General features: G+C 63.0%; 20 protein-coding genes and 1 tRNA gene. 15 read left to right on the top strand and 6 right to left on the bottom strand.

Annotated features, from left to right (window positions below):
* Positions 1-100: 100 nt before the first annotated feature.
* The 4 genes from IEV83_RS02525 to IEV83_RS02510 all read left to right on the top strand — a co-directional run bounded on the left by IEV83_RS02525 (position 101) and on the right by IEV83_RS02510 (position 2,860).
* The gene (locus IEV83_RS02525; protein WP_209002940.1) at positions 101-289 is read left to right on the top strand and encodes an SHOCT domain-containing protein; all 189 of its coding nucleotides are present in this window, start codon (positions 101-103) and stop codon (positions 287-289) included.
* A 116-nt stretch (positions 290-405) separates the two neighbouring features.
* Entirely contained in the window at positions 406-1,806 is a 1,401-nt protein-coding gene (locus IEV83_RS02520; protein WP_244628031.1) for a multicopper oxidase family protein, read from the top strand.
* Between the two features lie 31 nt (positions 1,807-1,837).
* Positions 1,838-2,203 carry a hypothetical protein gene (locus tag IEV83_RS02515; RefSeq protein WP_181761317.1) on the top strand — a complete coding sequence of 122 codons (366 nt, stop codon included), beginning with the start codon at positions 1,838-1,840 and terminating at the stop codon, positions 2,201-2,203.
* 183 nt (positions 2,204-2,386) lie between these two features.
* Positions 2,387-2,860: a DUF411 domain-containing protein gene (locus tag IEV83_RS02510; protein ID WP_181761318.1), complete on the top strand. Its 474-nt coding sequence runs from the start codon at positions 2,387-2,389 to the stop codon at positions 2,858-2,860.
* Between the two features lie 111 nt (positions 2,861-2,971).
* Here IEV83_RS02510 and IEV83_RS02505 read toward each other — a convergent pair whose 3' ends face one another.
* Positions 2,972-3,424, bottom strand: a complete 453-nt coding sequence (locus IEV83_RS02505; RefSeq protein WP_181761319.1) for a hypothetical protein — start codon at positions 3,422-3,424, stop codon at positions 2,972-2,974.
* Between the two features lie 142 nt (positions 3,425-3,566).
* Here IEV83_RS02505 and IEV83_RS02500 point away from each other — a divergent pair, with 142 nt between their 5' ends.
* The 3 genes from IEV83_RS02500 (at position 3,567) to IEV83_RS02490 (ending at position 9,473) form a co-directional block, all read left to right on the top strand.
* Positions 3,567-6,623 carry a tetratricopeptide repeat protein gene (locus IEV83_RS02500; protein ID WP_244628055.1) on the top strand — a complete coding sequence of 1,019 codons (3,057 nt, stop codon included), beginning with the start codon at positions 3,567-3,569 and terminating at the stop codon, positions 6,621-6,623.
* Between the two features lie 358 nt (positions 6,624-6,981).
* The gene (locus IEV83_RS02495; RefSeq protein ID WP_181761321.1) at positions 6,982-8,169 is read left to right on the top strand and encodes a hypothetical protein; all 1,188 of its coding nucleotides are present in this window, start codon (positions 6,982-6,984) and stop codon (positions 8,167-8,169) included.
* Positions 8,169-9,473: a cytochrome P450 gene (locus tag IEV83_RS02490; protein ID WP_181761322.1), complete on the top strand. Its 1,305-nt coding sequence runs from the start codon at positions 8,169-8,171 to the stop codon at positions 9,471-9,473. Before IEV83_RS02495 ends, IEV83_RS02490 begins: the two co-directional genes overlap by 1 nt.
* Here the strand turns inward: IEV83_RS02490 and IEV83_RS02485 are convergent.
* Both IEV83_RS02485 and IEV83_RS02480 read right to left on the bottom strand, forming a co-directional pair.
* Positions 9,463-11,346, bottom strand: coding sequence for a carbamoyltransferase C-terminal domain-containing protein (locus IEV83_RS02485; protein WP_181761323.1), 1,884 nt, complete (start codon positions 11,344-11,346; stop codon positions 9,463-9,465). The two genes, IEV83_RS02490 and IEV83_RS02485, sit on opposite strands and share 11 nt — an antisense overlap.
* A 160-nt stretch (positions 11,347-11,506) precedes the next feature.
* Positions 11,507-11,596, bottom strand: a tRNA-Ser gene (locus IEV83_RS02480).
* A 611-nt stretch (positions 11,597-12,207) separates the two neighbouring features.
* Here IEV83_RS02480 and IEV83_RS02475 point away from each other — a divergent pair.
* The 8 genes from IEV83_RS02475 to IEV83_RS02440 all read left to right on the top strand — a co-directional run bounded on the left by IEV83_RS02475 (position 12,208) and on the right by IEV83_RS02440 (position 20,507).
* Positions 12,208-13,290, top strand: a complete 1,083-nt coding sequence (locus tag IEV83_RS02475; protein ID WP_280513985.1) for a septal ring lytic transglycosylase RlpA family protein — start codon at positions 12,208-12,210, stop codon at positions 13,288-13,290.
* Between the two features lie 219 nt (positions 13,291-13,509).
* A complete protein-coding gene (locus tag IEV83_RS02470; protein WP_181761324.1) occupies positions 13,510-14,700 on the top strand; it encodes a D-alanyl-D-alanine carboxypeptidase family protein in 1,191 nt (396 codons plus the stop codon).
* Between the two features lie 4 nt (positions 14,701-14,704).
* Complete coding sequence (tmk, locus tag IEV83_RS02465; protein WP_181761325.1) at positions 14,705-15,421, top strand: dTMP kinase; 717 nt, start codon at positions 14,705-14,707, stop codon at positions 15,419-15,421.
* A 4-nt stretch (positions 15,422-15,425) separates the two neighbouring features.
* Positions 15,426-16,499, top strand: a complete 1,074-nt coding sequence (locus IEV83_RS02460) for a DNA polymerase III subunit delta' (protein ID WP_181761326.1) — start codon at positions 15,426-15,428, stop codon at positions 16,497-16,499.
* Positions 16,500-16,697: 198 nt separating this feature from the next.
* Positions 16,698-18,266: a methionine--tRNA ligase gene (metG, locus tag IEV83_RS02455; RefSeq protein WP_181761327.1), complete on the top strand. Its 1,569-nt coding sequence runs from the start codon at positions 16,698-16,700 to the stop codon at positions 18,264-18,266.
* The gene (locus IEV83_RS02450) at positions 18,266-19,054 is read left to right on the top strand and encodes a TatD family hydrolase (protein ID WP_181761328.1); all 789 of its coding nucleotides are present in this window, start codon (positions 18,266-18,268) and stop codon (positions 19,052-19,054) included. The genes metG and IEV83_RS02450 overlap by 1 nt, the downstream gene beginning before the upstream one ends.
* Entirely contained in the window at positions 19,051-19,896 is an 846-nt protein-coding gene (locus tag IEV83_RS02445) for an MBL fold metallo-hydrolase (RefSeq protein WP_181761329.1), read from the top strand. Before IEV83_RS02450 ends, IEV83_RS02445 begins: the two co-directional genes overlap by 4 nt.
* Positions 19,896-20,507: a regulatory protein RecX gene (locus tag IEV83_RS02440; protein WP_181761330.1), complete on the top strand. Its 612-nt coding sequence runs from the start codon at positions 19,896-19,898 to the stop codon at positions 20,505-20,507. Before IEV83_RS02445 ends, IEV83_RS02440 begins: the two co-directional genes overlap by 1 nt.
* A gap of 253 nt (positions 20,508-20,760) precedes the next feature.
* Here the strand turns inward: IEV83_RS02440 and IEV83_RS02435 are convergent, their stop codons facing one another.
* The 3 genes from IEV83_RS02435 to IEV83_RS02425 all read right to left on the bottom strand — a co-directional run bounded on the left by IEV83_RS02435 (position 20,761) and on the right by IEV83_RS02425 (position 24,094).
* Positions 20,761-21,375, bottom strand: a complete 615-nt coding sequence (locus IEV83_RS02435; RefSeq protein WP_181761331.1) for a hypothetical protein — start codon at positions 21,373-21,375, stop codon at positions 20,761-20,763.
* 145 nt (positions 21,376-21,520) lie between these two features.
* The gene (locus IEV83_RS02430) at positions 21,521-22,735 is read right to left on the bottom strand and encodes a GGDEF domain-containing protein (RefSeq protein ID WP_181761332.1); all 1,215 of its coding nucleotides are present in this window, start codon (positions 22,733-22,735) and stop codon (positions 21,521-21,523) included.
* Positions 22,736-22,939: 204 nt separating this feature from the next.
* Positions 22,940-24,094: a M20/M25/M40 family metallo-hydrolase gene (locus IEV83_RS02425; protein WP_244628030.1), complete on the bottom strand. Its 1,155-nt coding sequence runs from the start codon at positions 24,092-24,094 to the stop codon at positions 22,940-22,942.
* Between the last annotated feature and the right edge of the window lie 529 nt (positions 24,095-24,623).

Here is a 24,623-nt window from a genome sequence, read left to right as displayed (position 1 = left end):
GCTGGCTTCAGCCGGTTCGGCCCCGGCTCAGGCCGCTGGCAGTCTTTGGGGGGCTGGTGGTCACATGTGGGGCGATGGCCCGGGAATAGGAGGATGGAGAATGGGCCTCATGATGTTGTTTTGGATCCTTTTGATCGGGGTCGCCATCCTTGGGGGGATCTGGCTCGCCCGGCGCGGAATCGGAGAGCGAACGCGTAGCGATGCGCAGGAGATCCTGCGCGAACGGCTTGCGCGCGGCGAGATCGATGTCGCCGAGTATGAAGAGCGACGCAAGACGCTGGAGAAATAGGCCGAATGCTCCAAGGGGCTTGACCTTCCTCCTGCTGGAAGCCTCACCTTGCTGCCTCGGCGCTGGGGGACACGGTGAGGGTGCCGCGCATGGCGGCCAATGGCAGGTTTGAACGAATGATGATTGGCAGGCGCCAGTTTCTCTCCCAGAGCGCGGCTATGGTCGCCGCAACCTCACTCGCGACCTGGCACGGTGCCTTCGCCGCCGATGGCGTTCTGGAGCTGCGGGCGCGCCGGGCCGAGCAGAAGCTGCTGGGGCAGCGCGGCGCCGTCTCCCCGTTGTGGACCTACAATGGCCGCGCGCCGGGACCGGAAATCCGGCTGCGCAAGGGCGAGCGCGTGCAGGCCCGGCTGATCAATGAGCTTGAGGAGGCGACCTCCATTCACTGGCACGGCATCCGCATTGTCAATGCGATGGATGGCGTCGCCGGATTGACCCAGCAAGCGGTGCCGCCGGGCGGCACCTTCGATTACGATTTTGTCGTGCCCGATGCCGGAACTTATTGGTATCACGCCCATAACCGGAGCTGGAACCAGGTGGCGCGCGGGCTCTACGGGGCGCTGATCGTCGACGAGGAGGGGCCGGTGTTTCCCCCCGAGCAGGATCATGTCCTGCTCTTGGACGATTGGCGGGTCGATGGCAGCGGCGCGCTTGAGACGGCAAGTTTCGGCGCGTTGATGGATTGGAGCCATGGCGGACGGCTTGGCAATCTGCTCACCGTCAACGGCGCCATTCGCCCGGTGCTGTCCTTGTCCGCAAACCGGCCGCATCGCTTGCGGCTGATCAACGCCGCGAACGCGCGGGTGTTGCAACTCGATCCGGCCAGCTTCGGCGCCAGGGTGCTCGCCTATGACGGGCAGGCTCTGCCAGAGCCGGCGACGCTCGACTACGCACCGTTCCTTCTGGGGCCGGCCCAGCGCGTCGATCTTCTGGTCACGCCCGAGGCCGGTCAGGATTTTTCGTTGGACGAGCTGTCGCAGGGGCAGCCCTATCCGCTCGCCGATTTCCGGGTGACCGGGACCGCGGGCCAGAGCGCGCCGGCGCCCGTGCTTTCGGTCAACGACCTGCCAGAGCCGGACATGGGCGCCGCCCGCACTGTCACCCTCGACATGACCGGCGGGATGATGGGGCGGCTCGATGACATCGTCTATCGCGGCCGACAACTGGAAGGGGAGGATCTTCGCCGCACCGGCCAGATGTGGGCGCTCAACGGTGTGGCCAATCTGGCGGACGAACCGCTGTTCCGGGCACGGCGTGGCGAGACCATTCTTCTGGAGACGATCAACAACACCGCCTTCGTCCACGCCATGCATGTGCATGGGCACCACTTCCGGATCACCGAGCGGGTCGGCAGCACGGTTGACGAAGGGCGCCCGTGGCGGGACACTTTCCTGATCGGCCCGGGGCAAACGACACGGGTTGCCTTTATCTGCGACAATCCGGGCAAGTGGCTGTTGCATTGTCATATGCTTGAACATGCGGCGGCTGGCATGAATACGTGGTTCGACGTTGCCTGACCTTCTTTCCCAACCCCGCTGGACCCGGTCCATGAGAACCTTTTTGGTGCTGCTGCTGAGTGCGGTTCTGCTGCTGGGCCATGCCCTGCCGGCGGCGGGTCCGCTCGCGGCATCAGAAGTGGTCACCGGAATGGCGGCCAAGATGTCGGGGCCGGATAGGGCGGAAGGCATCTCCGCCGGGCATCGTGGCATGAGCACGGCTGCGACAATGGGGTGCTGTGCGCTGGCGGAGCTTGCCGACAATATGGCGGCGGGGCATTGCCAGGCCGATTGCCTCTTTATCCTGCCGCTGTCTGTGCTGAACCTGGAGCGCCAGCGGGTGCGTGACAGCTCCTTGGTCTTGCGCGAGGGCACTGCCTTCGCGCCGCCGCTGACCTTGCGACCTCCGATCTCCTGAACCGAAACGGGGTCCGCCTTAAACAGGGCGGATGGTTCCGTTCAAGGGGATTGGAGACCCAATGCGTCTTCCGTCTGTCTCTCTCGATACTGCCCGCCTTCGGCTGCGCGCTGGTGCCTCTGACGATGCATCGCGTCAGGGGCGGCGCTTGCCACACTCCCAAGACCCGAAAGGTCATCTGTCATGAAACTTTCCCTGCACCTCTCTGGGCCGCTGCTGGCTCTTCTTGTCTCCGCTCCGCTTGTCGCGCTTGCCGCGCCAGCCACTCATGCCGATGAAGGGGCGGCGATGACCGTCTACAAGACCCCTTGGTGCGGCTGCTGCGAGGTCTGGACCGACGCCATGCGCGCCGCCGGCTACCAGGTTACCGTCAAGGATATGGAGGACCTGACGCCGATCAAGAAACAGGCGGGTGTCTCCGCCGATCTTGAAGGCTGCCACACGGCGGTGATGGGGTCTTACGTGCTTGAGGGGCATGTGCCGCTTGAGGCGATCGACAAGCTCCGCGCGGAGAAACCCGATGTACGGGGCATCGCCGTGCCGGGAATGCCGGCGGGCTCGCTCGGCATGGGGCAAGATCCGTCCGCACGCTACACGGTCTATGCCTTCGGCGGTGCGGCAGACAAGCCGGCAGCCTTCTATCAGGCTGGAGAGTAACGCACGAGGTTGGACAGGCGGATCCGGTGTGCGGCTCCCGCCTGTCCAAGGAGGAAGGAAGGCGCGCGCGAGCCGAGTACCCCCCGCGCGCTCCAAGTCTTGAGCGGTGCGTTACAGCAGTGAGGAGGTGACGCAGGCGATCCGATCGGCAGGGGGCTGCGGCGCGTTGACATCATAGGGAAAGTCATCCGAGGAGCACAGGGGGCGCTGATAGATCTCGTAGCCCTTGCGCCGCAGGCAGCGTCGGATCTCGCGCTCCCTGAGGTCCTGATTGACGTCGAAACTGTAGCTCTGAGGGGGTGTGTAGCCGCCGCCGAACGTGTTGCAGCTCACTCCGAACCCTGTGTCATAGCAATTGGTCGTCCCGGGGATGTAACTACCGCCAACCGTCTCGGTGCCGATGATCTGGGGGATCTTGTTGATGCTCGCAATGCGGCACTGATCGACCGCATCCTGACGCTGCTCATGTATCGAGCCGGTCTTGTGGACCATGTCCACGGGACCGGAGATGGTCTGGCAGGCGCTGAGAAGAAGCGCCAGGGCAATCGGATAGATGGAACGCATTGAGGGATCTCCGGAAAAGGCCCGGCAATCGACCACATCTGCGCGCTGAAAATCAAGGGGTGCGTCTTCCAGTCATTGCCGGTTTCAGCAGGTTTTCTCGCGCAACCTCAGCGGTTTCTCTATGATTTATAGCAACTTGACAGTGACCGTCTGCTCTGGGAGAGAAGAGGACTCTCAGATAAAAACCGGCGGCAACGTGAGCAAACAGGAAATAGAAAAAGGCGTTTTGCTGCGCCAGGCACAGCAGCTCGAGGCAAGCGTGGCGCATTTTCGTGCGCTGATGGCGCAAGATCCCGAGAATGTCCGGGGCCGGCTGCAGCTTGCCGCTTCGCTGTGCCTTGTCGGTGCGTATGAGGAAAGCCTGACCTTGCTCGACGCTGTCCTTGAGGGGGCCCCCGAAAATCGGGCGGCGTTGGTGGGCAAGGTCGACACTCTGGCGCACCGGCAGAGGTTTGCTGAGGCCTTGGCTTCGCTGGATGCCGTGCGGGGGCTCTATCCGGATCAGCTCGATCTTGAGATCAAGCGGGGCGTTCTGCTGCGCCAGGCACGGCAGCTGGATGCAAGCGTGGGGCATTTGCGGGCGCTTGTTGCGCGGTATCCGAAGCACGGCGCTGCCCAGGTGCAGCTTGCCGTCTCGCTGCGTCTCATTGGTATGCATGATGAAAGCCTTGCGGTGTTGGATTCTGTCCTTGCCGCAGAGCCTGGCCATCGGGCGGCGCTGAACGCCAGGGTCGATACTTTGGCGTACCGGCAGCAGTTCGCGAAGGCCTTGGCTGCGCTGGATGTCGCACGGGGGCTCTATCCGGATCAGCTTGATCTTGAGATCAAGCGCGGCGTCCTGCTGCGGCAGGCACTGCGGCTTGATGCGAGCGTGGCGCATTTGCGGGACCTTGTCGCGCAGCATCCGGAGCGTGTCGACGCCCGGTTGCAGCTCGCAGTCTCTTTAAGCCTCGCCGGTGCCTGTGACGAAAGCGCGGCGCTGCTCGACGCCGTACTTGAGATTGAGCCCCGGCAACGGGCGACACTGGTCGCCAAGGTCGATACGCTTGCGCACCGGCAGCAGTTTGCCGAGGCGCTGGACGCATTGGGCGTGGTACAGGCGCTTTTCCCCGATCATCTCGACCTGAAGGTCAAGCAAGGAATCTTGCTGCGTCAAGCGCAGCGGTTGGATGAGAGCGTGGCGCATTTGCGGGAATTTGCCGCACAACATCCGGAGTACGTCGAAGCCCGGCTGCAGCTCGCAATCTCCCTGCGCCTCGCTGGTGCGCATGAGGAAAGCAGGTCGCTGCTCGACGCTGTGTTGGCCACGGAGCCCCGCAACCGGGTGGCGTTGATACAACTCGCGGGACACTGCCTATCCTGTGGCGATGTCGAGGAGGCACTCGCAACGAATTCCCGAGCGTTGAGTATCTTTTCCGATGATACCCAGCTGCTCAATCAGAGAGCGGACATCCTCGCCCAAACAAGCGACCGGGAAGGTACGGTCGAGCAACTGCAGGCCCTATTCCGGCAAGTCCCTCAGTCCTCTGTCGTCGCCCAAAGGCTGATCGATGCTCTGGTGCAAAACTGGTGCTACGACAGCGCTATTGGGGTTTTTCGACGCTTCATCGGCACACCGGTTCTCGATAACAACGGCCGTAGGCAGCAAGTTCTCCTCTGCTTGCAGTATGGGGAGATTTCAAAGGCTATCGACCTTTCCAGAAGCTGGGTTGACGACTTTCCGGACAGCCTCGATGCCAAGCTGTCATTCTATTTGGCTTGCTGCGAACTCCCCGCAGCCCCGGTTGATCTTTCGACGCTTGAAAGCGATCTTCTGGGGGGCCTTAAAGGATCGAGCGCGTTCGCGATCGCACGCGCCAGAAGACGGCAATTCAACCTGGATTTCGGCGGCGTAGCTGTCATTCTCGTGGGATTCTTGCGGGAAAACCCGAACTCGGTCGAGGTCCTCGGCTATCTTTTCCAGTTTCTTCTCCGGATCAACAAGCTCGATCGTTGCCTTGATCTGGTGCGGGGCTTCCCCGAGCTTCGGGCGCCCCATCTTTTCGACTTGGCAGGCAAGCTTGTCATGGACGGTCGGCGCACCGAGGCCGACGCATTGCTGCCAAGGCTTGAGGAGGCGATCGTCACGGCGCCGGCGCTTCACGTAAAGGAGCAATTCCTGAGACGCATGTGTGTATTGCAGATGCTGCGCAATGACGGGCCTGCTCTCGCCAGAACCGTGGATGCGGCATTGTCTCTCAAGAATTTAACAGCTGCGAACAGGCATTATTTTGTCTCCATCCAACATGGGTTTCTTAAACAAAACGACGTCGAAGATATCCCAGAGAACATCTCTTCGGCAGCAGGAGGGCCTTCTCTGAAAGCGATCCTGCGAGGGGATGGCCTCCGGCCCATGCGTCTCCATCCCGAAGACGTTGCGATTGCACGACGGATTTCATCTCCACCCGATGGCGCCTACGAACATTGGTTGAAGCAGATCCTCAAGGGAATGACTGTCCGACAGGCCGTCTCTCATTGCTATACGGAGTACCCGGAGAAACTGGATGAACTTGCTGACCTGATTGATTTTCCCGACATAGGCGTTCTGGAAAAACACGAGCGACGGTCGGGACCGTTTCTGGTGGCTGGCACACATCAGGGGCCCAACGCAGTCGTATGGCGGCTTCTGCAATCGTTCCCGAAGCTTCGTGTGGCGTCTGCTCACGCGCAGTTGCGACGCGATCATCTGGTCACGAGGGCTGCATTGCGGTTGGGGGCTGATATGGCTTCGACGCGCGAATTGCTCCGCGCAGTTCGCGCGGGCTCTCCGGTTGCAGCCACTCTGGATCAGGTGCTACCGGGAGCTGCCAGCATGGACGAAAAAGCCCTGGCAGCCAATACCACAGAGCTTCAGGTCTTTGATTTCGCGCCGCTACGCGTGCCAAGTTTTCTTCCCAAGCTTGCCTGGAAGATGAACCTTCCGAGCTACTGGGTGCAATCCTATCTTGCCGACGGCCGAATCCGGATCGAACTGGTCCGTCTGCCGGATGCCGACTACTCCCTTGATCGCGAGGCGTGGATCAAACAGTGGATCGGGGCCTATGGCAAGCTCGTGGAAGCGACCTTGCAATCCAGCCCGGAAAATCTTTGCCTTGGAGCCGGGCTCCTCGAAGAGTTGTTCCGCGGTTGCGGGACGAGGCAAGCGGCGGATCGCCGCTGAGTCGGTTTCTTGTTGATGGGGCGATTATTGATATTTTTAACAGTGGAAGAGGTGTGGTAATCGTCACGCCCTCTGCTGCTCATCTGTCGTATTGGTTTGGATGCGCGCTCTGCGCCACACGATCATGCGTCCGGTCCTTCAGGTTTCGTGCACCGTAACCTCGGCGCTAGCCCCGCCAACCTGTCGCTTTGACCCCTGATCCATGTCACGCCGTTACCAATGTTGCTGAGATCAATCTAATGAATGCACGTGACATCAGTACACGTATAAGTATAAGATGTGGTGACTGGATGAGCGAACGCTCCTATGTGTCTGGGTACGTCGGTCGACGATACACACTCTTTGGGATCATCCATAAGTGACCCACGAACAGCCAGACGACACACGCCGCAAGCGTGATGCTCTCGGGACGCCGCGCAAGGTTGCGGATCGCACCCGCCGCGCCGCGAGCGTGGATACGACAGCGGCTCAGGCGCGCTATATCCAGGGGCGGATCCGGGAGATTGTCCGCGACTATCCGGGGTTGGAACAGCGCTATGGGGACGCCCGGCGGATTATTCGCGCATTCCGACGTCCGAGTTTTTATGAGGTCAGCCAGAAGTGCAATCTCTGGTGCGAGGGCTGCTATTATTTCGAGGATGCCGCCCGCAAGTCCGCGAGCGCGGAGATGAGTGAGACGGCGTGGAGCACGTTCTTCGCGGGCGAACGCGAACGCGGCGTGTCGATGGCCTATCTCGTCGGCGCCGAGCCGGCGCTCTATCCCGAGCGGCTGAAAGCAGCATCGCGCAACATCCGCTTCGGAAAGATAGGTACGAACGGAACGATCCGTATCCCGGATGAGGTCCGGTTTCGTATTGGCGTTTCCGTCTGGGGTAACGAAACCGACGATGCGGTGCTGCGCGGTGGATCGGTTTTGCGCAAGGCAATGCGGAACTATGCAGGCGATCCGCGTGCCATCATGCTGTTCACCCTGTCTCCGTGGAACTTGGACGACATCAATGATGTGGTGCAGGCAAGTGAAGACCATGGCCTGAAGGTCACCTTCTCGATGTTCTCGCCGACGAAGACGTATCTGGAGAAGCTCGACAAGGGGGCTCCGGCGGATTCGAGTTATTTTCGTCTCGGGCCAACTCGGACGCGGCCGGTATTTTCCGATGACGACCTGAAGAAGGCATCAGAGTCTATTCGCAGCGCGATGCAACGGTTTCCCGGAACGGTGCTGTTTGCGGAAGAATATTGCGACCTGATCACCAAGCCGGGGCCGCTTTATGAAATGGACCCGGAAAGCGGTCTTGCGGAAAACTGCGGTTCACGCATTCGCGAGCCCTTGCGGTATTTCGATGCCTCCGGCACGGCCAGGCAGGTGAAATGCTGCACCCCTGATGTGGATTGCACCCATTGCCGCCTCTACAGCGGCGGGTGGTCAACGCTCTTCCGGCCGACGGAAAAACATCTGGCAGGCGCGTCCTCCTTTGAAGGCTGGTTGCGCATGATCGAGACCGTTGGCCAGATCTTCCTCTTTCCCTACCCATTCGAGGCCAGTTGATGATCCATGTGCCGAAGCTCGCGCTGAACGGAACCAAGGCGAGCCTTGGGTCGCCGATCAGGGCATGTCGGTCTCCGGAGACGAATTGGCCGGCGGAAATTCTGGACGAGCCCCTTTGCATCGGCGAGAAGGCGGGCAAGACCGTGGCGTTGCTGGCGGCGCCGGAGGAAATCAAGCGGGTGATCGTCGAAAGGGAAGCGGAGTTTCCCAAGTGGCTGCCGATCTATCGTCATTCCGCCGCCCGTGAAACGGGCACGGGAACGATCTTCGCCGCCAATGATCAGGACTGGTTGCCAATCCGCCGGGCGATCAATCCCCTGTTCCATAGCAGCCGGTGGGCGCTGCTGGTCGAGGTTGCGCGGCATGTGACCTTGCAGGCCTGCGCCAGCTCTCCGGTCGACGGTATCGAGCGCTTCTTCACGGCGATTTCCGTCGATGTCGTCTACCGCACCCTGGTCGGCGATGGGGCGGAGGGGGAGACCCCGTACGATCTGCCGGGAATGGCGGAGGGGTTGGTGCGGATGCAGCACGCTGGCGATCTGCGCGGAGCAATGCGGCATATCCACGATCTGGCGGTCGCTTGTGAAGCCCGAGGCCCGGGCCCGGAGGCCATCGCCGGGGTGGATCTGGCCGGCGCGACCCCACCGCGACCGCGACCGCTGGAGGAGCCTTACCTGCACGACAACCGGCTTGCCCTGCTTTATGCCGGACAGGAAACCACGGCGCTGACCATGAGCTGGTGTTTCTGGATCCTGGGGCAGGATCCGGAGCTGCAATCCCGTCTCCGGCATGAAGTCCGCGAGGCGGTGGCCGAGGCGGGAAGCCTTTCGACGGATGCCATCACGACAATGAAGACGTTGTTCGCGGTGTTCCGGGAGACGATGCGGCTGTTGTCGCCGTCTGCGGCCACCGTTCGTACAGCAGCGCAGGAGACGGAACTGTGCGGCCGGAAGGTTCCGCAAGGCAGCGTGATTGTCATTCCGATCTACGCGGTCCATCGCCATCGGAGCTTGTGGGACGATCCGGACAGTTTCGATGCTGGACGGTTCCTGCGGCCCTTGAAGCATCCCATGGCGTTCCTGCCTTTTGCCGCCGGGCGCCATACCTGTGTGGCGGCGCGCAGTGTCATGTACGAGATGGCAACGGTTCTGGCGGTGCTGCTCGACCGGTTCGCCTGGACAACCTCAGAGGCGGACCGCATGGGGCTGACCAGCAAGCTGGTGCTCTCGCCCACGGCCGATATGAAGGTCGAGTTAAGCGCGTTGACACCCCGGTTCAGTCAGGTGGCCGGCGCTACAGGATAAGCTCCCAGGGCAGGAACTCTGTTCTTGCCAGGCGGCGGGAATGGCGGCGCAGGCGCTCCGCATCGGCCTTGTCGCGGATGTCGAGCGCTTGGAATGCGGGGAGGAACCTGTGCATGGCCAGAGCCGTCCGGTCGAGGCCGTGCGGGTTCTCTTCGCATTCCAGGCGGTCGTCCTGCGAGGCATCGTGGCGGAACAGCGCCGCGTGCCGTCGTTCGGGGAGGGGGCTTGCATCCTCCATCCCATCCGCTGGCACTTCATGGCGCCGGCCATCAACATAGACTATGCGAACACCCCGGCGCCGGGCAAAGGCAAGGGCTTCGTCCTGCGTGTTGATGATGGGTTCCCCCCTGTCGTTGAGCGAGGTGTTGCACACCATCGGCACGCCGGTCCGCTGATGAAACGCGGTGAGCACGCCGTAGAGCCTCGGCGCCTCGTCGCGCGCCAGTGTCTGGATGCGCGCGGACCGGTCGAGATGAGAGATCGCCGGGACCTGTGCGGCGCGTTCGGGGCGAAGGGTGAAGGTGCGTAGCATGTAGGGAGAGTGATCTGCCCTCTCGAACCATGCATCGACATGCTCTTCGAGAATGACCGGCGCCACCGGTCGCCACCATTGGCGCCGCTTGATCTGGTTCAGCCGGTCCTTCACCGCCGGATTTCGCGGATCTCCCAGCAGGCTCCGGTGGCCAAGGGCGCGGGGGCCCATTTCGGCGCCGCCCTCGATCCAGACCACCGGGCCGGCCATCAGATCATCCAGGATCCTATCGAGGTCGGGTGGATCGTTCTGGGGGAGGGCGGTCGCAAGCGCCCCCATGCCTGCCGGTCCGCCCCTGAAGTGGAAGCGCTGCATCTTCCGGAGGAAATAAAGCAATCCGTAGCCCAGCGAGATACCGCTGTCGTTAACCGCCGGTGGCGCCTGAAAGCGGGCGAAACCGAAATGCTGCATGACCTGGGAATTGGCGCGGCAATTGAGCGCAAACCCGCCGCTTATGGCGAGGGTGGTGGCGGCAGGATCCAGCCCCTCGGTGTGGATGATCTTCTTCAGCGTGTCGCAGACCTGCTGGATGGATCGGGCCTGGACGATCTTGGCCAGAATGGAAATCCGGTTCTCCGCTTCGCTGAAGCGCGGATCGAAGCCTGTATGGCGTGTCTCGCGGTCATCTGCGGTCAGGGCGGAAACCTCTTCGTGGAGCTGTCGCACCCAGTCGAATGCCGCCTTGAAGTCCCTCATTGTCATGACGAGGGGCGGAGGCGAGGGAGGAGCGACAAGCTCAACGGTTGCGGCGCTGCCCAACGCCATCAGCGATCCTTCTTCCATCCCGGTCACCGTCCGCATCGCCGACCAGAAAGGACCGGGCGAGGGGACCGGAAACAGCTTCGTCTTGCCTTGGCGGACAACCGCTCCGGCATAGATCGGGTCTCCCATCCCGGGCCGGGTCAGAACCGCGTCCGGGCCGCCGTCCATCGCCAGGCCGATCATGTCGCCGCGGAAATAGCGTTCTGTATCAAACAACAGCGCGCCGAAAAGATGCGCGGCCGTATGGGGATTGAAGCCCTCCTGGCATAACAGGCGGTCGTCTTGCGTGGACAGGCCCGGGGTGCCGATGATGGCCATGAGCTGATCCCGCCGAACGCCGGCCTCAAGCAGAAGGGTATCAACGAGGGCAAGTGCCTGCGCCCGGTCGACGAAAGAGGCTGAATGGTGCTTCTGTCCCGAGTAGCGTTCAAACTCCCAGTATCTAAGGAGCTCTACATGTGCCCCCGTCTTCCGCCAGAGGGCCATGTTCTGATCGTGGCGGACAGGGATGTTCCGGGTGCGGCAGAGCCGGTCGACATGCGCATAAACGGAAAGATAGAGGCCGTCTTCGCAATCCATGACAGCCTTGCTCCGGGACCAGTCGGCGCGTGTGGGCTTTGTGGTGACATACGCGCGGATAATTCGCTTTTGTGTGGTTGATGGTGGTGGTTGTCAATATGAGGGACAACGCGGGAGGTGTGAGCCAGGCCACCAGAACCGCAGGCGGACAGTGCAAAAATGGCGGAAGAGGTGGGATTCGAACCCACGAGACGGTTACCCGCCTGCCGGTTTTCAAGACCGGTGCCTTCAACCACTCGGCCACTCTTCCGCGAAGGTCTCTCGTTTCGGCGGAATGGGTCTTTTTGTCAAGGCGCTTGCACGGGAAACTCGTGCGTCGCCGGCGCCCTCGCTCGCCGAAGGTGACGTTTTCCTTGAAGATACGCTGTCGGGCCCGCGAACAAAAAAACCGCCGATCCGGAAGGTCGAGGCAGGGACGACCGGATCGGCGGTTTGCGCCGGTTGGTCCGGCGTTGGGGCGCGGGGGCTCGCGCCACGTCCTGTGTTGTAGAGGGTGGGGCGGTCTCGGGATGTGATCGGCGTCACAGTGTGGCGTATCGCTCGCAACGGTTGGGGGAGGCGCTGCACACCGCTTTCGGCCCTCGATGGCGAGAAAACTGAGGCAATTTTGCATCACCCTGTGGAAAAACGGCAATCCAGACGTGCGCGGCACCTCGACGCCGGCTTCACCCTAAAGTAATACCTGTAGCCGTATTTTATCTTGCGATGCGCCATTGGGGGGGCGGCATCGATGGGTCGAATGCAGGAGTCCAACCGGTTGGTTTTCCCGCGGTTTCGCGCGCCTGAGTGTGTGCGTTGCGTTGGCAAGCGAGAGATGTGCCGAAAAGGCGCGTGGCCGGTTCAGGTATCGAGTAGGGCAGCATGATCAAGAGCGGCAAGACCGGGATGCCCGTTGGCAACACCAACGGCGTCACCTTCCCCCAAAATCACCGGAGCACCGTTGCTGTGCTGGCGGTGTCGGCGCTGTGTCTGGCGCTGGCGGGCTGCGGGACGACCTCCTCAAGCGACAAGAAAGTCAAGTTCAGCGAGAAGAAGTACGGTGTTCCGGCCAGCCCCAAGGTGGTGGCCGATGGCAAGGCCGTGCCCAAGGGTGGTGGCCGCTACATGGTCGGCAAGCCCTACAAGGTGGCCGGTAAGTGGTATAAGCCGAAGGCCAATCCGAACTACAAGGCCGTCGGTCTGGCATCCTGGTATGGGCCGACCTTTCATGGCCGGATGACCGCCAACGGCGAGATCTTCGACCGTAATGCGCTGACCGCTGCGCACACCACCATGCCCTTACCGTCTTATGCGCGGGTGACCAATCTGAAGAACGGGCGCTCGCTGATCGTTCGCGTCAATGATCGCGGTCCGTTCCACGGTAATCGCAAGATCGACCTGTCCGAGCGGGCGGCGACCATGCTTGACTACAAGTCGAATGGCGTTGCCAAGGTGAAGATCGAATATCTGGGCAAGGCCCGGATGGATGGCCGCGATCACGAGTATCTGATGGCCTCCTATCAGGGTCCGGGTGCCAGCCAGCCGGGTGGTACGATGCCGGGCACCATGTTGGCGATGGCCGAGCCGAAGGCCGCGCCGGCCTTGCCGGCGGCGCTTGTCGGTCCGGCTCCGGTGCCGCGTGTGCGGCCCTATGAAGCAGTGCTTGCCGCAAGGGTCGCCTTTGGGCGCACGGTCACCGCTGCCTTCGATCCAGCCGTGGCCTACGAGACGACCAGTCAGAGCGTGACGGTGGCGTCCGCTGGCGATCTGGCCATTCCCAATGCCGGCACGTTGGCGCCGGCTGGGGCTGGGCATGCTTTGCCGGAGGTTGCGCCGCGCACGTTCGTGGCGGGCTCTGCGGTGTCGTCGTTCCGCGCCGCGCCGCGCATCGCCGGTGCTTATGAGGCGGTCATGAGTGTCGGTGGCGGTGCTCCCTTGAAGCTGGTTGCGCTTCAGGATCGCTAAGCGCCTCCTTTGATTCGGTGAACTCCCAAGCATCTCGTATGCGAAAGCCCTTGCGGTTTTCGCATTCGGCCATTTGTGGTTTGCTTTTCGAGCTCGGATCATGTCTGAGATCGCCGGTGGTGCCCGAGCGAGGGCCCGGCTATTGTCGCACGACAAGGCTCGCCTGCGGATCTGGCATTCGTGACACTTGCGAGCGTGCGATCCGGTAGGAGAGGTTGAATGCTGCCGCGCATCTTGAAGTCCGCGATGGCGTTGTCGCTTGCCATGCCGCTTGTGTGTGCTCCACTCCTGCCCGGCGTCATCCCGTCCGGCAAGGCATTCGCGGCCGATCAGGTGACGTCTTCCTATCTGGTCGATGCCAGCACCGGCACGCTGCTTTCCAGCGAGGCACCGGAGGCGCCCTTTGCGCCTGGCGACAGTGCGAAACTGATGACCGCGGCCGTGGTCTTCGAGGCGCTTTCCCGCGGTGAGGTGACGCCGGAGACGACCCTTAAAATCAGCGAACATGCCTGGCGCGATGGCGGCGCGCCGGCGCGCGGGCCGACCATGTTTGCCCGGCTGGGCAGCGAGGTGCCGGTTGCCGACCTCCTGCGCGGCCTCATCATCCAGAATGCCAATGACGCCGCCATCGCCCTGGCCGAGGGGCTGGCCGGCGACGAGACGCAATTTGCCGGACGCATGAATGCGCTGGCCAAGGAGATCGGCATGACGCGAACGCGGTTCGCCAATCCGGCGGGGTTCGACGCGCCCGAGGCGGTAACCACCAGTCGCGACCTTGCCCTTCTGGCCGGGTACATCCTTGGCCGGCATGCGGACTGGTATCCGCTCTATGGCGCGGAAGAGTTCACCTGGAATGGCATCTACCAGCGCAACCGGAATCCGCTGATCGGCGAAATCCGGGGGCTTGACGGGTTCACCGCCGGCACGTCCGAACGCTCGGGCTACAATGGGGTTGGGTCGGCGCTGCGTGGCGAGGGCCGGTTCATCGGCGTGGTGGCAGGTCATTCTTCGGCCGAAGCGCGCACAAAAGCGCTTGCTCGGCTTTTCGAGAGCGTGGACAAGGACTTCGAAACGGTTGATCTCTATGCGGCCGGCGATACCGTCGCCGAGGCTCGGGTGTTCGGCGGCACGGCTTCGGCGGTGGCGCTGAAAACGGTCGAGCCGGTTCGGGTGCTGCTGCCGCGCGGCGACCGGCGCGCCTTTCGGCTGCGCGTGGTCTACAAAGGGCCGCTGAAGGCGCCTGTCCGTGAGGGGCATAGCATTGGCGAGCTACGCCTTCTGCACGAGGGAGAGGTGCGCTTCCGCGCACCGCTCGTCACCGCCGGCAATGTTGCGCAAGGCAGTGTCAGCGACCGGGCCATGGATGCGATACGGGAAACCCTCTTTGGCTGGTGGCTCGACAAGGGATGATGCGATGACTGCGGGAAACGTGCCGGCCGAAGGACGTTTCATCACCTTCGAAGGCGGGGAGGGTGCGGGCAAGTCCACCCAGATCGCGCGCCTGGCTGCTTTTCTGCAGGAGGCGGGCATCCCGGTCGAGGTGACCCGGGAGCCCGGCGGCTCGCCGGCTGCGGAGACGATCCGGCGTCTGTTGCTCTCCGGCAAGATCCGCGCGCTCGGTCCGCAGATGGAAGCGGCGATGTTCGCCGCCGCCCGCGCCGACCATATGGATGAGCGGATACTGCCTGCGCTTGCCGCGGGCAAATGGGTGTTGTGCGACAGGTTCTCCGATTCAACCCGGGTCTACCAGGGAGAAGCGGGGGTGGACCCGGCGTTCCTCGATCAGTTGGAAACCCTGGCGATCATGGGGCGCCGTCCGGATCTGACGGTGCTGATCGATGTGCCGCCGGAAGTGGGACTGGCGCGGGTGCGCTCACGCCAGACAGCGGAACAGACCGGCGATCCGGACCGGTTCGAGGCGGAGGAAACCGCCGTTCACGCCCGGCGCCGGGCGTTGTTTCTCGAACTCGCCAAGGCGCAGCATGACCGGTTCATCGTCGTCGATGGGGCGCTTCCCGCCGAGGCGGTGGCGCGCGAAATTCGCGAGGGGGTCGAGCATCGCTTCGCCGATGATCTCCGGCGGCGAGCGCATGGCGCTACCGCAGGGGCGCCGGCACAGAAACAGGATTAATTCCATGGCCTTGGCCCCAATTCTTGATGCGCATGAGACGGAGCCAGACGCAATCGACGGCGTGCCGCTGCCGCGCGAATCCTCGTTCCTGGTGGGGCAGCGCCACGCGGAGGCGGCGCTGCTGGAGGCCTATCGCTCCGAGCGGATGCACCATGCCTGGATTCTTGCCGGCCCGAAGGGAATCGGCAAGGCGACGCTGGCGTTCCGTTTCGCCAAATTCGTCTTCGCCAATCCCGACCGGCATGCGGCGGAGGCGTTGGCCGCCACGGATCTTGCGCTGTCGTCAGATCATCCGGACGCGCGCAAGGTGGTGGCCGGGGCGCATCCGGGACTGCTGCATCTGCGCCGCCCGTACGATGCCAAACGCAAAGCCAAGGACAAGTTCAAACAGGACCTGACCGTGGATGAGATACGCCGGACGGTGCCGTTCTTTGGCGGGACGGCGTCTGGTGGTGCCTGGCGGATCTGTATTGTCGATGCCGCCGATGACATGAACGCCAATGCGGCGAACGCCTTGCTGAAGGTGCTGGAGGAGCCGCCGCGCCAATCTCTGTTCCTGGTTCTGGCGCATGCGCCGGGCCGGTTGCTTCCGACCATTCGCTCCCGCTGTCGGACCTTGAATCTGCGCCCCTTGAGCGAGCCGCAAATCGCCGAAGGGCTGCAGCGGCTTGGCGTGAGCGGCGCCGATGGCGACGAGACGCGGCGTGCGGCGGCCCTGGCGGAAGGGAGCCTGCGCAAGGCAATCCAGCTCGCTGGCAGCGGCGCGCTCGATCTGGCCGACCGGTTCCGCCAACTGGCGCAGGCCTTGCCCCGGCCCGATATTGCCCGGTTGCATGGCTTCGCCGATGCGGTTGCCGCCAATGGCGCGGAGGATGCCTGGCAGTTGTTCCGCTCGCTGGTCGATGAGCACTTGCACCAGTCCATGCACGGCGGGGCCGACGTGCCGCTGGACCGCCTTGTCAGGGTGAGCGAGGTATGGGAAAAAGCCTCCCGCGCCGCGCGCGAGGCCGACGCCTTCAATCTCGACCGCAAGCAGGTTGTCTTGAATGTTTTTCGCGATCTGGCGGAAATCCATTAGGTTGCGACCGGAACCGGATTTGCCGCAAGGCCATGTGGAGACAAACGTTTCGGCGACGATTGCCGTTGCCGACAGGACATGACAGATGATTTCCCGCCGGATCGCTTGGCATCCGGCCATTCCTTCCGAAGCGCGGATGAACACAGTCGTTCTTCGCGCCACCCAATGACAGCGAACCGCCGGACCCGAACCTTGGCCATGACCGACCGCCCGCCCTTTTTCATCACGACCGCGATTTCCTACCCGAACGGCGTGCCGCACATCGGCCATGCCTATGAGGCGATTGCGACCGATGCCATCGCCCGGTTTCACCGGCTCGATGGGCGTGATGTGTTCTTCCTGACCGGAACGGACGAGCACGGCCAGAAGATGCTTCAGACCGCACGGGCGGCGGATATGCCGGTGGAGGAACTGGCGGAGCGAAACGCCGGGCGGTTCCGCGACATGGTCGCGGCCCTGGGTTGTTCCAACAACGATTTCATTCGCACCAGCGAACCGCGCCATCATGCTTCCTGCCAGGAGATTTGGCGGCGGATGGATGCCAATGGCGACATCTACAAGGACAGCTACTCCGGCTGGTACTCGGTGCGGGACGAGGCCTACTACCAGGAAAGCGAAACGGAGCTGCGCGCCGATGGGGTGCGCTACGGCCCGCAAGGCAGCCCGGTGGAGTGGGTCGAGGAGGAAAGCTATTTCTTCCGCCTGTCCGCTTATCAGGACCGGCTGGTGGAGCTCTACGAGAACTGCCCGGAGTTCATCGGTCCGGACGAGCGGCGCAACGAGGTGATGAGCTTCGTCAAGGGCGGGCTCAAGGATCTGTCGATATCGCGCACCACCTTTGACTGGGGCGTACGGGTGCCGGGCGATGAGCGGCATGTGATGTATGTGTGGGTCGATGCGCTGACCAACTACATTACCGCGCTCGGCTTCCCCGATGAGAACGCCGAGAACTGGCGCTACTGGCCGGCCAACCTTCATGTGATCGGCAAGGACATCGTCCGCTTCCATGCGGTCTACTGGCCCGCGTTCCTGATGTCCGCCGGCATCGAGCTGCCAAAGCGGGTGTTCGCCCATGGCTTCCTGTTCAACCGCGGCGAGAAGATGTCGAAGTCGGTCGGCAATGTGATCGATCCGTTCGCGCTGGTGTCGCACTATGGCCTTGATCAGGTGCGCTATTTCTTCCTGCGCGAGGTGCCGTTCGGCCAGGATGGCAACTACAGCCATGAGGCGATCGTCAACCGGATCAACGCGGATCTGGCCAACGATCTGGGCAATCTGGCGCAGCGTTCGCTGTCGATGATCGGCAAGAATTGTCAGGGCACGCTGCCGACGCCCGGGGCCTTCAGCGAGGCGGATACGGAAATCCTGGCTCAGGCGGATGCGATGCTGGAGGCCTGCCGCACGGCGATGGAGCGTCAGGCGATCCATCAGGCCCTGTCGACCGTCTGGGCGGTTGTCGCCGACGCCAACCGCTATTTCGCCGGACAGGAACCCTGGGCGCTGAAAAAGACTGATCCGGAGCGGATGGGAACGGTGCTCTATGTCACGGCGGAAATCATCCGCCAGGTGGCGATCCTCGCCCAGCCGGTGATGCCGGAGAGCGCCGGCCGTCTGCTGGATCTTCTGAGCGTGCCGGCGGAAGCGCGGACGTTTGACCGGCTCGGCCCGGCGGGGCGGCTGGCCGGCGGTACCGAACTGCCCAAGCCGGCGGGCGTCTTCCCCCGCTATGTCGAGGCGGAAGCGGAAACCGATGGTGGAAAAGCGTGATGCTGGTCGACAGTCATTGCCATCTCGACTTCGCCGATTTCGACGCGGAGCGTGACGAGATCGTCGCTCGGGCAAATGCCGCCGGGGTCGGCGTCATGGTGACGATTTCCACCCGGGTGGCCAAGTTCGATCAGGTGAAGGCCATCGCCGACCGTTACCCTTGCGTCTACTGCTCGGTGGGCACCCATCCGCACAGCGCCGGCGAGGAAATGGACGTGACCACGGCCGATCTCGTCCGCCTTGCCGCCGATGACAAGGTGGTCGCCATCGGCGAAGCCGGGCTCGACTATTTCTACGACAAGGCGCCGCGCGAGGCGCAGGCGATGGGGCTTCGTCGGCACATCGCCGCCGCCCGCGAGACCGGCCTGCCGCTGGTGATCCATTCGCGCGATGCGGACGAGGACATGGCGGCAATCCTGCGCGAGGAAATGGGGAAGGGGGCCTTCCCGGCCCTGCTGCATTGCTTCTCCTCCGGGCGGGATCTGGCGCTGACGGGGATCGAGCTGGGGCTTTACGTCTCCTTCTCCGGGATCCTTACCTTCAAGCGCTCGGAAGACTTGCGGGCCATCGCCGCCGAACTGCCGGCGGATCGCCTGCTGGTCGAAACCGATGCGCCGTATCTTGCGCCGCAGCCCTGGCGCGGAAAGCGCAACGAGCCGGCCTATGTGGCGCATACCAACAAGGTGTTGGCGGAGGCGCGTGGCGTCGACGAGGCAGAGATGGCGCGTCAGACCACCGAGAATTTCTTCCGGTTGTTTTCCAAGGTGCCGAAGGTGGAGCTGGCATGACGACAGGCAATCCCACCGGCGAGACCCTGCATTTCACCATTCTGGGCTGCGGCTCGTCGGCGGGCGTGCCGCGTGTCGGCAACATCTGGGGCGCCTGCGATCCGAACGAGCCGCGCAACCGGCGCAAGCGCTGCGCGCTGCTGGTGCGGCGCATCGGCCCGGAAGGGGAAACCACCGTCCTGGTCGATGCCGGACCGGACCTGCGTCAGCAGCTTCTCGATGCGGCGGTGACCGATCTTGACGCGGTGCTTCTGACCCATGCCCATGCGGACCACCTGCATGGCATCGACGATGTGCGGCCGCTGGCGATCACCCATCGCAAGCGCATTCCGGTCTATATGGATGCGCTGACCTCCGAGCGGGCGAACGCGCTTTTCGGCTACGGTTTTCACACGCCGAAAGGCTCCAGCTATCCGCCGATCCTGAGCGAGCACCGGATTGTTGCCGGGTGCGAACAGGTCATCGATGGGGCGGGCGGCCCAATCCGTTTCACCCCGTTCGAGGTGGACCACGGCGATATTCCCGCGCTCGGGTTTCGCTTTGAGAACGTCGCATATCTGCCTGATGTAAAAGATATTCCGCCTTCTTCAATCGACGGCGTCTCCGGCCTCGACGTCTGGATTATCGATGCCTTGCGGCGCAGTTCGCATCCGAGCCATTTCTCGCTCGACGATGCGCTGGGGTGGATTGCGCAGATGGGACCAAAGCGGGCAATTCTCACCAACATGCATGTGGATCTGGACTACCGCACGCTGGAGCGTGAACTGCCGCCAGGTGTGGAGCCCGGCTATGACGGGATGCGGTTCGAAGTGCCGGCGATGGCGCGGGCGACCACCGGCTGATGGCGCGCAAACCGGTCCCGCCGAGCGAGGATCGGCTGATGCGTTCGGCGCTGTCGTATCTGGATCGCTACGGCTCCAGCGAAGCCAATCTGCGCCAGGTGCTGGCACGCAAGCTGCGCCGTCTGGCCATGCAGCTTGGAACCGATCCGTCCGATTATCTGCCGTTGATCGACCCGGTGGTGGCGCGTTGCGTTCGTGCCGGGCTGATCGACGACAAGGCCTATGCCGAGGCGCGGATCGCCAGTGAGCGCCGTAAGGGCCGGTCCGCGCGGCGGATCGGCATGGGGCTCGCGGCTAAGGGTGTCGATGCGGATCTGATCGAGCGGCTGATGCACGATGCGCGATCTGGTGACGATCTCTCGGCGGCCTGTATCGCGGCGCGCAAGAAGCGCATCGGACCGTGGCGCCGGAGCGATGCGGATTTCGCCATCCGGCAGAAGGAAATTGCCGCGCTGTGCCGTGCCGGATTTTCCGTGGGCCTGTCGCGCCGTGTCATCGAGGCGCCGAGCATTGCATCGCTGATGGAAGACGTGGAGGACGCGGGCAACGTCGGTGCCGGCTTTGGTGGGTGGATGGCGGCCGATGATGATCGCTTCGGCGATGAGACCTGAGCGGTCACCCGAATTCTCTGACTGGCAACCATCTGAACTCTCTGACGGGCTACCATTTCAAACCGCGGGCGGGCAACCGTCTGAAACCACTGATCATTCGCCGTTTTCGCGTCCATCCAAAAATATTCCATAATATATCTTATGCGAATTAAGTTTGTCGCGGATGGATGTGGGGAAATGGGGGCGGTCTGAGCCCCGCCTGTCGAGGTTTCCGGACTGACTACCATGTGTTTGGGAGCGAGCTGAAAGCGACTTACGAGACGGCACCGCTCTCAGGTCCGTTTGAGAACATTGCGCCGCTCCCAACGGCAGCAATGCCGGTGATCTGATTGTTGCGATCTAGCCATCGTGCAATCAGGAAACGGCGGAGGCCGAACAGCGCGATAATGGGCAAGGCAACCCCCGTGATGACACTCTCGTGGTGAGTGATTGCCCAGGCCGTTGCGGCCAATGTCGCGATGAGTAATTTTGCTGAATGGCTCTGCGCTGCCGTGGGTGAAAGCTCGCCAGCGCCGATGAAGCCGTCACGAGACAATAGAGTTAGCGCTATACCGACAAGAAGGATGGTGACAAGGACGGCGCTTTGTGAATAGCGGGTCAGTGTCGCTCCGACCTCAGGAAATCCGAATTGGTACACTGACACGATGAGTGGCGTAACGATGAAGAGATGAATATTGATACCGAGTAAGATCGGGTTAAAACGCACGCGGGACGCTAAAAAGCCAAATAACACCATGGCGGAAAGTCCGGTCCCGATCCATCCAGCCAATTCCAAATCGTGTCCAGATCTCAATATTGCAAAGAACACAACAGAAGGTGCGGTTTCGAGAAGGTCCGTGAGCCATTCACGCTGAAAAGAAGATGACACTGCCCTGCCCCTTTATTGATGTTCTCTAGATTTCCCTAGGGTCTATACCTTCGGCTCCCGGAACTCGGCTTCAGTCTTGAGTGTTGGGAACATCGACACAGATTGGCGCCAGTGGAATGGACGGGACCCAGACATAGCCATTCCATCACGAGACCGCCGCCGGTCGGGACAAGATCGCCCTGCCGGCCAGGGGGAACGGGGACGCTTCGGGTTGGTGAACGGTCACGCCGTTGCGGCCGCCATGCTTGGTTTCATAAAGAGCGAGGTCGGCGCGATGCAGCGCGTCGCGAATGTCGTCGCCGGTCTCGGGCCACCAGGTGCTGAGGCCGAGGCTGAGCGACAGCGGGATCAGGTGACCGTGCCAGGCGAAGGGGTTGGAGGCGACCGCCTCCCGCAGCCGATCCGCCACCCGCGCGGCCTTGGCGATGTCCGTGTCCGGCAGCAGGAGGCAGAATTCATCGCCGCTCAATCGGGCGAGCAAGTCGCCCGGGCGCTCGATGCTTTGCGCAAGCCGTGCCACATGCACAAGGCAGGCATCGCCGGCCGCATGGCCGTAGCGGTCGTTGACGGACTTGAAATTGTCGAGGTCGATCATCATCACGGCAGCCCCCAGACGCCGCCGCCGCCCCTCCTGTTCGCACAGGCGCACCATCTCGCGGAAGCCGCGACGGTTTGGAAGGCCCGTCAGGTCGTCCCGGGTTGCGAGATGGGCCAGATCGGCCTTCAGCCGATCGATCGCCATGAGCAGAAAACCGAGGTTCCAGAGGCTGCATCCGATCACGACGGCGACAAGGAACCAGGCTGCGAAATCATAATAGGTATCGTCATGCATGAAACCGATGAGCCGGGCAATGTTGCTCCCCGCCTCGCCTGCGTGTCCGGCGAAGGCGATGATAGCGGCGCCGGCGGCCACCAGGGCGCCGAGCTTCCTGGGGCGCAAGGTCACAAGCGCCATCACCACGAGGAATATCGGTATCATCTGGACGCCGGCGAACACCACATTTTGCTGAGCGCGGTGCTGGCTGGACAGGACCAAGGCGAGGGCCAGAGCGCTTCCCAGAACGATCAGCGCGAGCAAGCCCCATCGCGGCCTTCGACCATAAAAGACACGAACTCCCTGCCACATCACACCAAAGCCGGCACCGATCAGACTAATGCCAAAGCCGGTGATGCCGGTTGCCGTCGGCGCATCGTCCAGCGCCAGAAACGCACCGCCCATACTCGTCATCACCAGCGATGCCAGCCAGTAGCGCGCGGCCAGAAACGGCTTGTTGACCCAGACAATCGCTGCCCAGACAACGATCAGGCTCAGCGAATTCAGGATGATGACAACATATAGGGTCTGAAAATCGAGGTGCATGATCCAGGACGTATCGCAAGCACCGTTAGCCCGCTGTTACAAGCAGGCCAATGGTGCAGGTTCTGAAGGCGAGGCGACTATGGATGGACGACCTTAAGGTCGTTTTTCGCCAATCCGTAAAATACCATATATCGAAAAGGTTGCAGAGGTGTTGCTCGCGATCCCCTCGCCTCTGCCACGCGTGGACGGGCGAGGCACACGGCGTCAGGTGCGCAGAAGATCGCCCAAGGTCGCCGCAACGACGACGGTGGCGGCTCTGAGATCGGAAAGAACCACATGTTCATCGGCGCCATGGGCGTTGGCTGCCGTCAGTGAGGTCGGGCCGCTGCCATAGAGGATCGTCGGAATGCCGGCGGCGGCGTAGTGACGGGCGTCGGAAAAGATCGGTGATCCACTGGTGCGGGTGTCCGCGTCGGGGAAGACCTCGCGAATGTGCCGGTGCGCGGCGCTTGCCAGTTCGCCGACGCCGGTGACGGGACGCAGTGGCTCGGCCAGAAGGATGCGGCGGCACTCGACCTCAAGCCCCTCTTGCTCGCCGGCGGCATTCTGGATCAGGGTGCCCAGAGCCCGCTCGACGGTTTCCCCGTCTTCCTCCGGCAGCAGCCGGCGATCCAGACGGATCAGCACCCGATCCGGCACCACATTGGTGTTCACCCCGCCCTGGATCAGGCCGATGGTGAGCGACGCGGCAATGTCCGGATCCAGCGTGCTGCGGCAGGCGGCGAGCCGGTCGCGCTCGCGGTAAAGGGCATGCAGAATGCGCGAGGCTGCCTCCAGTGCATCGACACCGGCCCCCGGCTCGGCCGCATGGGCGGCGCGCCCGCGGACGATGATTTCCTGATGCAGGCAGCCGCTGTGGGCCGTGGTGACGAAGCGGCTGAATCCGGACGCGATGACGAAATCCGGCTTGCTCAGTTCCTGCCCGAGGATCCAGCTCGGGCCGACATAGCCGCCGGCTTCCTCATCGAAGGTGATATGCAGCTCGACCGTGCCGGAGAGTTTCGCGCCTCCGGGCGCCGCGTCTTCAGCGCGCGCTTCTTCCTCAAGAGCCAGCAGCGCGAAGGCATAGGCGGCGATGTCCGATTTTCCGAAGGCGGTACCGCGCCCGAACAGGAGACCGTTCACTTCCGAGGCCCCATAGGGCGCATGACGCCACCCCTCCCCCGGCGGAACCACATCGGCGTGGCTACACAGGGCAACCACCGGGCCGTGACCATCGGCGAACCGACGCCGAACAATCAGGTTGGTGACGCTGCGCATGCCGGTCTGGCGGACAAAAGGCTCGGGCACCGGGTGGCGCTCCACCTCGAGACCGAGAGCCTGCAGCGCATCGGCAATGTCGCCGGCAAAAGGCTCCATGTCCCCGGGGGGGATCTCGCTTGGCATCCGAACCAGGGTCTTCAGAAACGCGAGTTGTTCCGCCCATCTGGTGTCGATCGCTGAACCGAGGCTGGGCAAGAGCGGAGTGGCGGAGGCGGCGTTCGGCTGTCGGTCCGGAGAACTGCCGGCCTGATCGTCTGTCTGGTCGTCTGAGTGGTTTTCCGGAGACATCAGATCAGCGCCCCATTCGCGTGATGACGCGCGCCTGTTGGGCTGGCTGCGCACCCTCTCGGCAGTGCGGTCCTGCCGGGAAAGCGAAACAAGTGGTGAGATTTGAGCAGCTAGCTGAAATGCTGGATGAAAGCAATGCTGCGTCAAGGGGGCGACCGGGGCGACGTCGGGTGCGGTGCCCTGCCCTGTTCCGACGTTGACGTTGCATGTCCCCCGTCCCTGCTGTTTGGCCGAAGGTCCTGTCCGCGGCTCGTGTCAAAGCGCGGGACGGGACGGGCCGAATTCAGCGGCGCCGATTTCAAGGCCGCAGATCTTGCGGCATCGGGAGCGTTTCCCG

Source organism: Stappia taiwanensis, assembly GCF_014635285.1.
GTDB lineage: Bacteria > Pseudomonadota > Alphaproteobacteria > Rhizobiales > Stappiaceae > Stappia > Stappia taiwanensis.
This window is presented reverse-complemented; position numbering and strand designations above follow the sequence as displayed.

What these genes read in the sequence shown, in the direction of transcription:
- IEV83_RS02440 (WP_181761330.1), top strand. Translation starts at nt 19,896, where the DNA reads ATGGCGCGCAAACCGGTCCCGCCGAGCGAGGATCGGCTGATGCGTTCG.
- IEV83_RS02510 (WP_181761318.1), top strand. Translation starts at nt 2,387, where the DNA reads ATGAAACTTTCCCTGCACCTCTCTGGGCCGCTGCTGGCTCTTCTTGTC.
- tmk (WP_181761325.1), top strand. Translation starts at nt 14,705, where the DNA reads ATGACTGCGGGAAACGTGCCGGCCGAAGGACGTTTCATCACCTTCGAA.
- IEV83_RS02430 (WP_181761332.1), bottom strand. Translation starts at nt 22,735, where the DNA reads ATGCACCTCGATTTTCAGACCCTATATGTTGTCATCATCCTGAATTCG.
- IEV83_RS02450 (WP_181761328.1), top strand. Translation starts at nt 18,266, where the DNA reads ATGCTGGTCGACAGTCATTGCCATCTCGACTTCGCCGATTTCGACGCG.
- IEV83_RS02425 (WP_244628030.1), bottom strand. Translation starts at nt 24,094, where the DNA reads ATGGAGCCTTTTGCCGGCGACATTGCCGATGCGCTGCAGGCTCTCGGT.
- metG (WP_181761327.1), top strand. Translation starts at nt 16,698, where the DNA reads ATGACCGACCGCCCGCCCTTTTTCATCACGACCGCGATTTCCTACCCG.
- IEV83_RS02485 (WP_181761323.1), bottom strand. Translation starts at nt 11,346, where the DNA reads ATGGATTGCGAAGACGGCCTCTATCTTTCCGTTTATGCGCATGTCGAC.
- IEV83_RS02490 (WP_181761322.1), top strand. Translation starts at nt 8,169, where the DNA reads ATGATCCATGTGCCGAAGCTCGCGCTGAACGGAACCAAGGCGAGCCTT.
- IEV83_RS02470 (WP_181761324.1), top strand. Translation starts at nt 13,510, where the DNA reads ATGCTGCCGCGCATCTTGAAGTCCGCGATGGCGTTGTCGCTTGCCATG.
- IEV83_RS02520 (WP_244628031.1), top strand. Translation starts at nt 406, where the DNA reads ATGATGATTGGCAGGCGCCAGTTTCTCTCCCAGAGCGCGGCTATGGTC.
- IEV83_RS02445 (WP_181761329.1), top strand. Translation starts at nt 19,051, where the DNA reads ATGACGACAGGCAATCCCACCGGCGAGACCCTGCATTTCACCATTCTG.
- IEV83_RS02475 (WP_280513985.1), top strand. Translation starts at nt 12,208, where the DNA reads ATGATCAAGAGCGGCAAGACCGGGATGCCCGTTGGCAACACCAACGGC.
- IEV83_RS02525 (WP_209002940.1), top strand. Translation starts at nt 101, where the DNA reads ATGGGCCTCATGATGTTGTTTTGGATCCTTTTGATCGGGGTCGCCATC.
- IEV83_RS02515 (WP_181761317.1), top strand. Translation starts at nt 1,838, where the DNA reads ATGAGAACCTTTTTGGTGCTGCTGCTGAGTGCGGTTCTGCTGCTGGGC.
- IEV83_RS02505 (WP_181761319.1), bottom strand. Translation starts at nt 3,424, where the DNA reads ATGCGTTCCATCTATCCGATTGCCCTGGCGCTTCTTCTCAGCGCCTGC.
- IEV83_RS02460 (WP_181761326.1), top strand. Translation starts at nt 15,426, where the DNA reads ATGGCCTTGGCCCCAATTCTTGATGCGCATGAGACGGAGCCAGACGCA.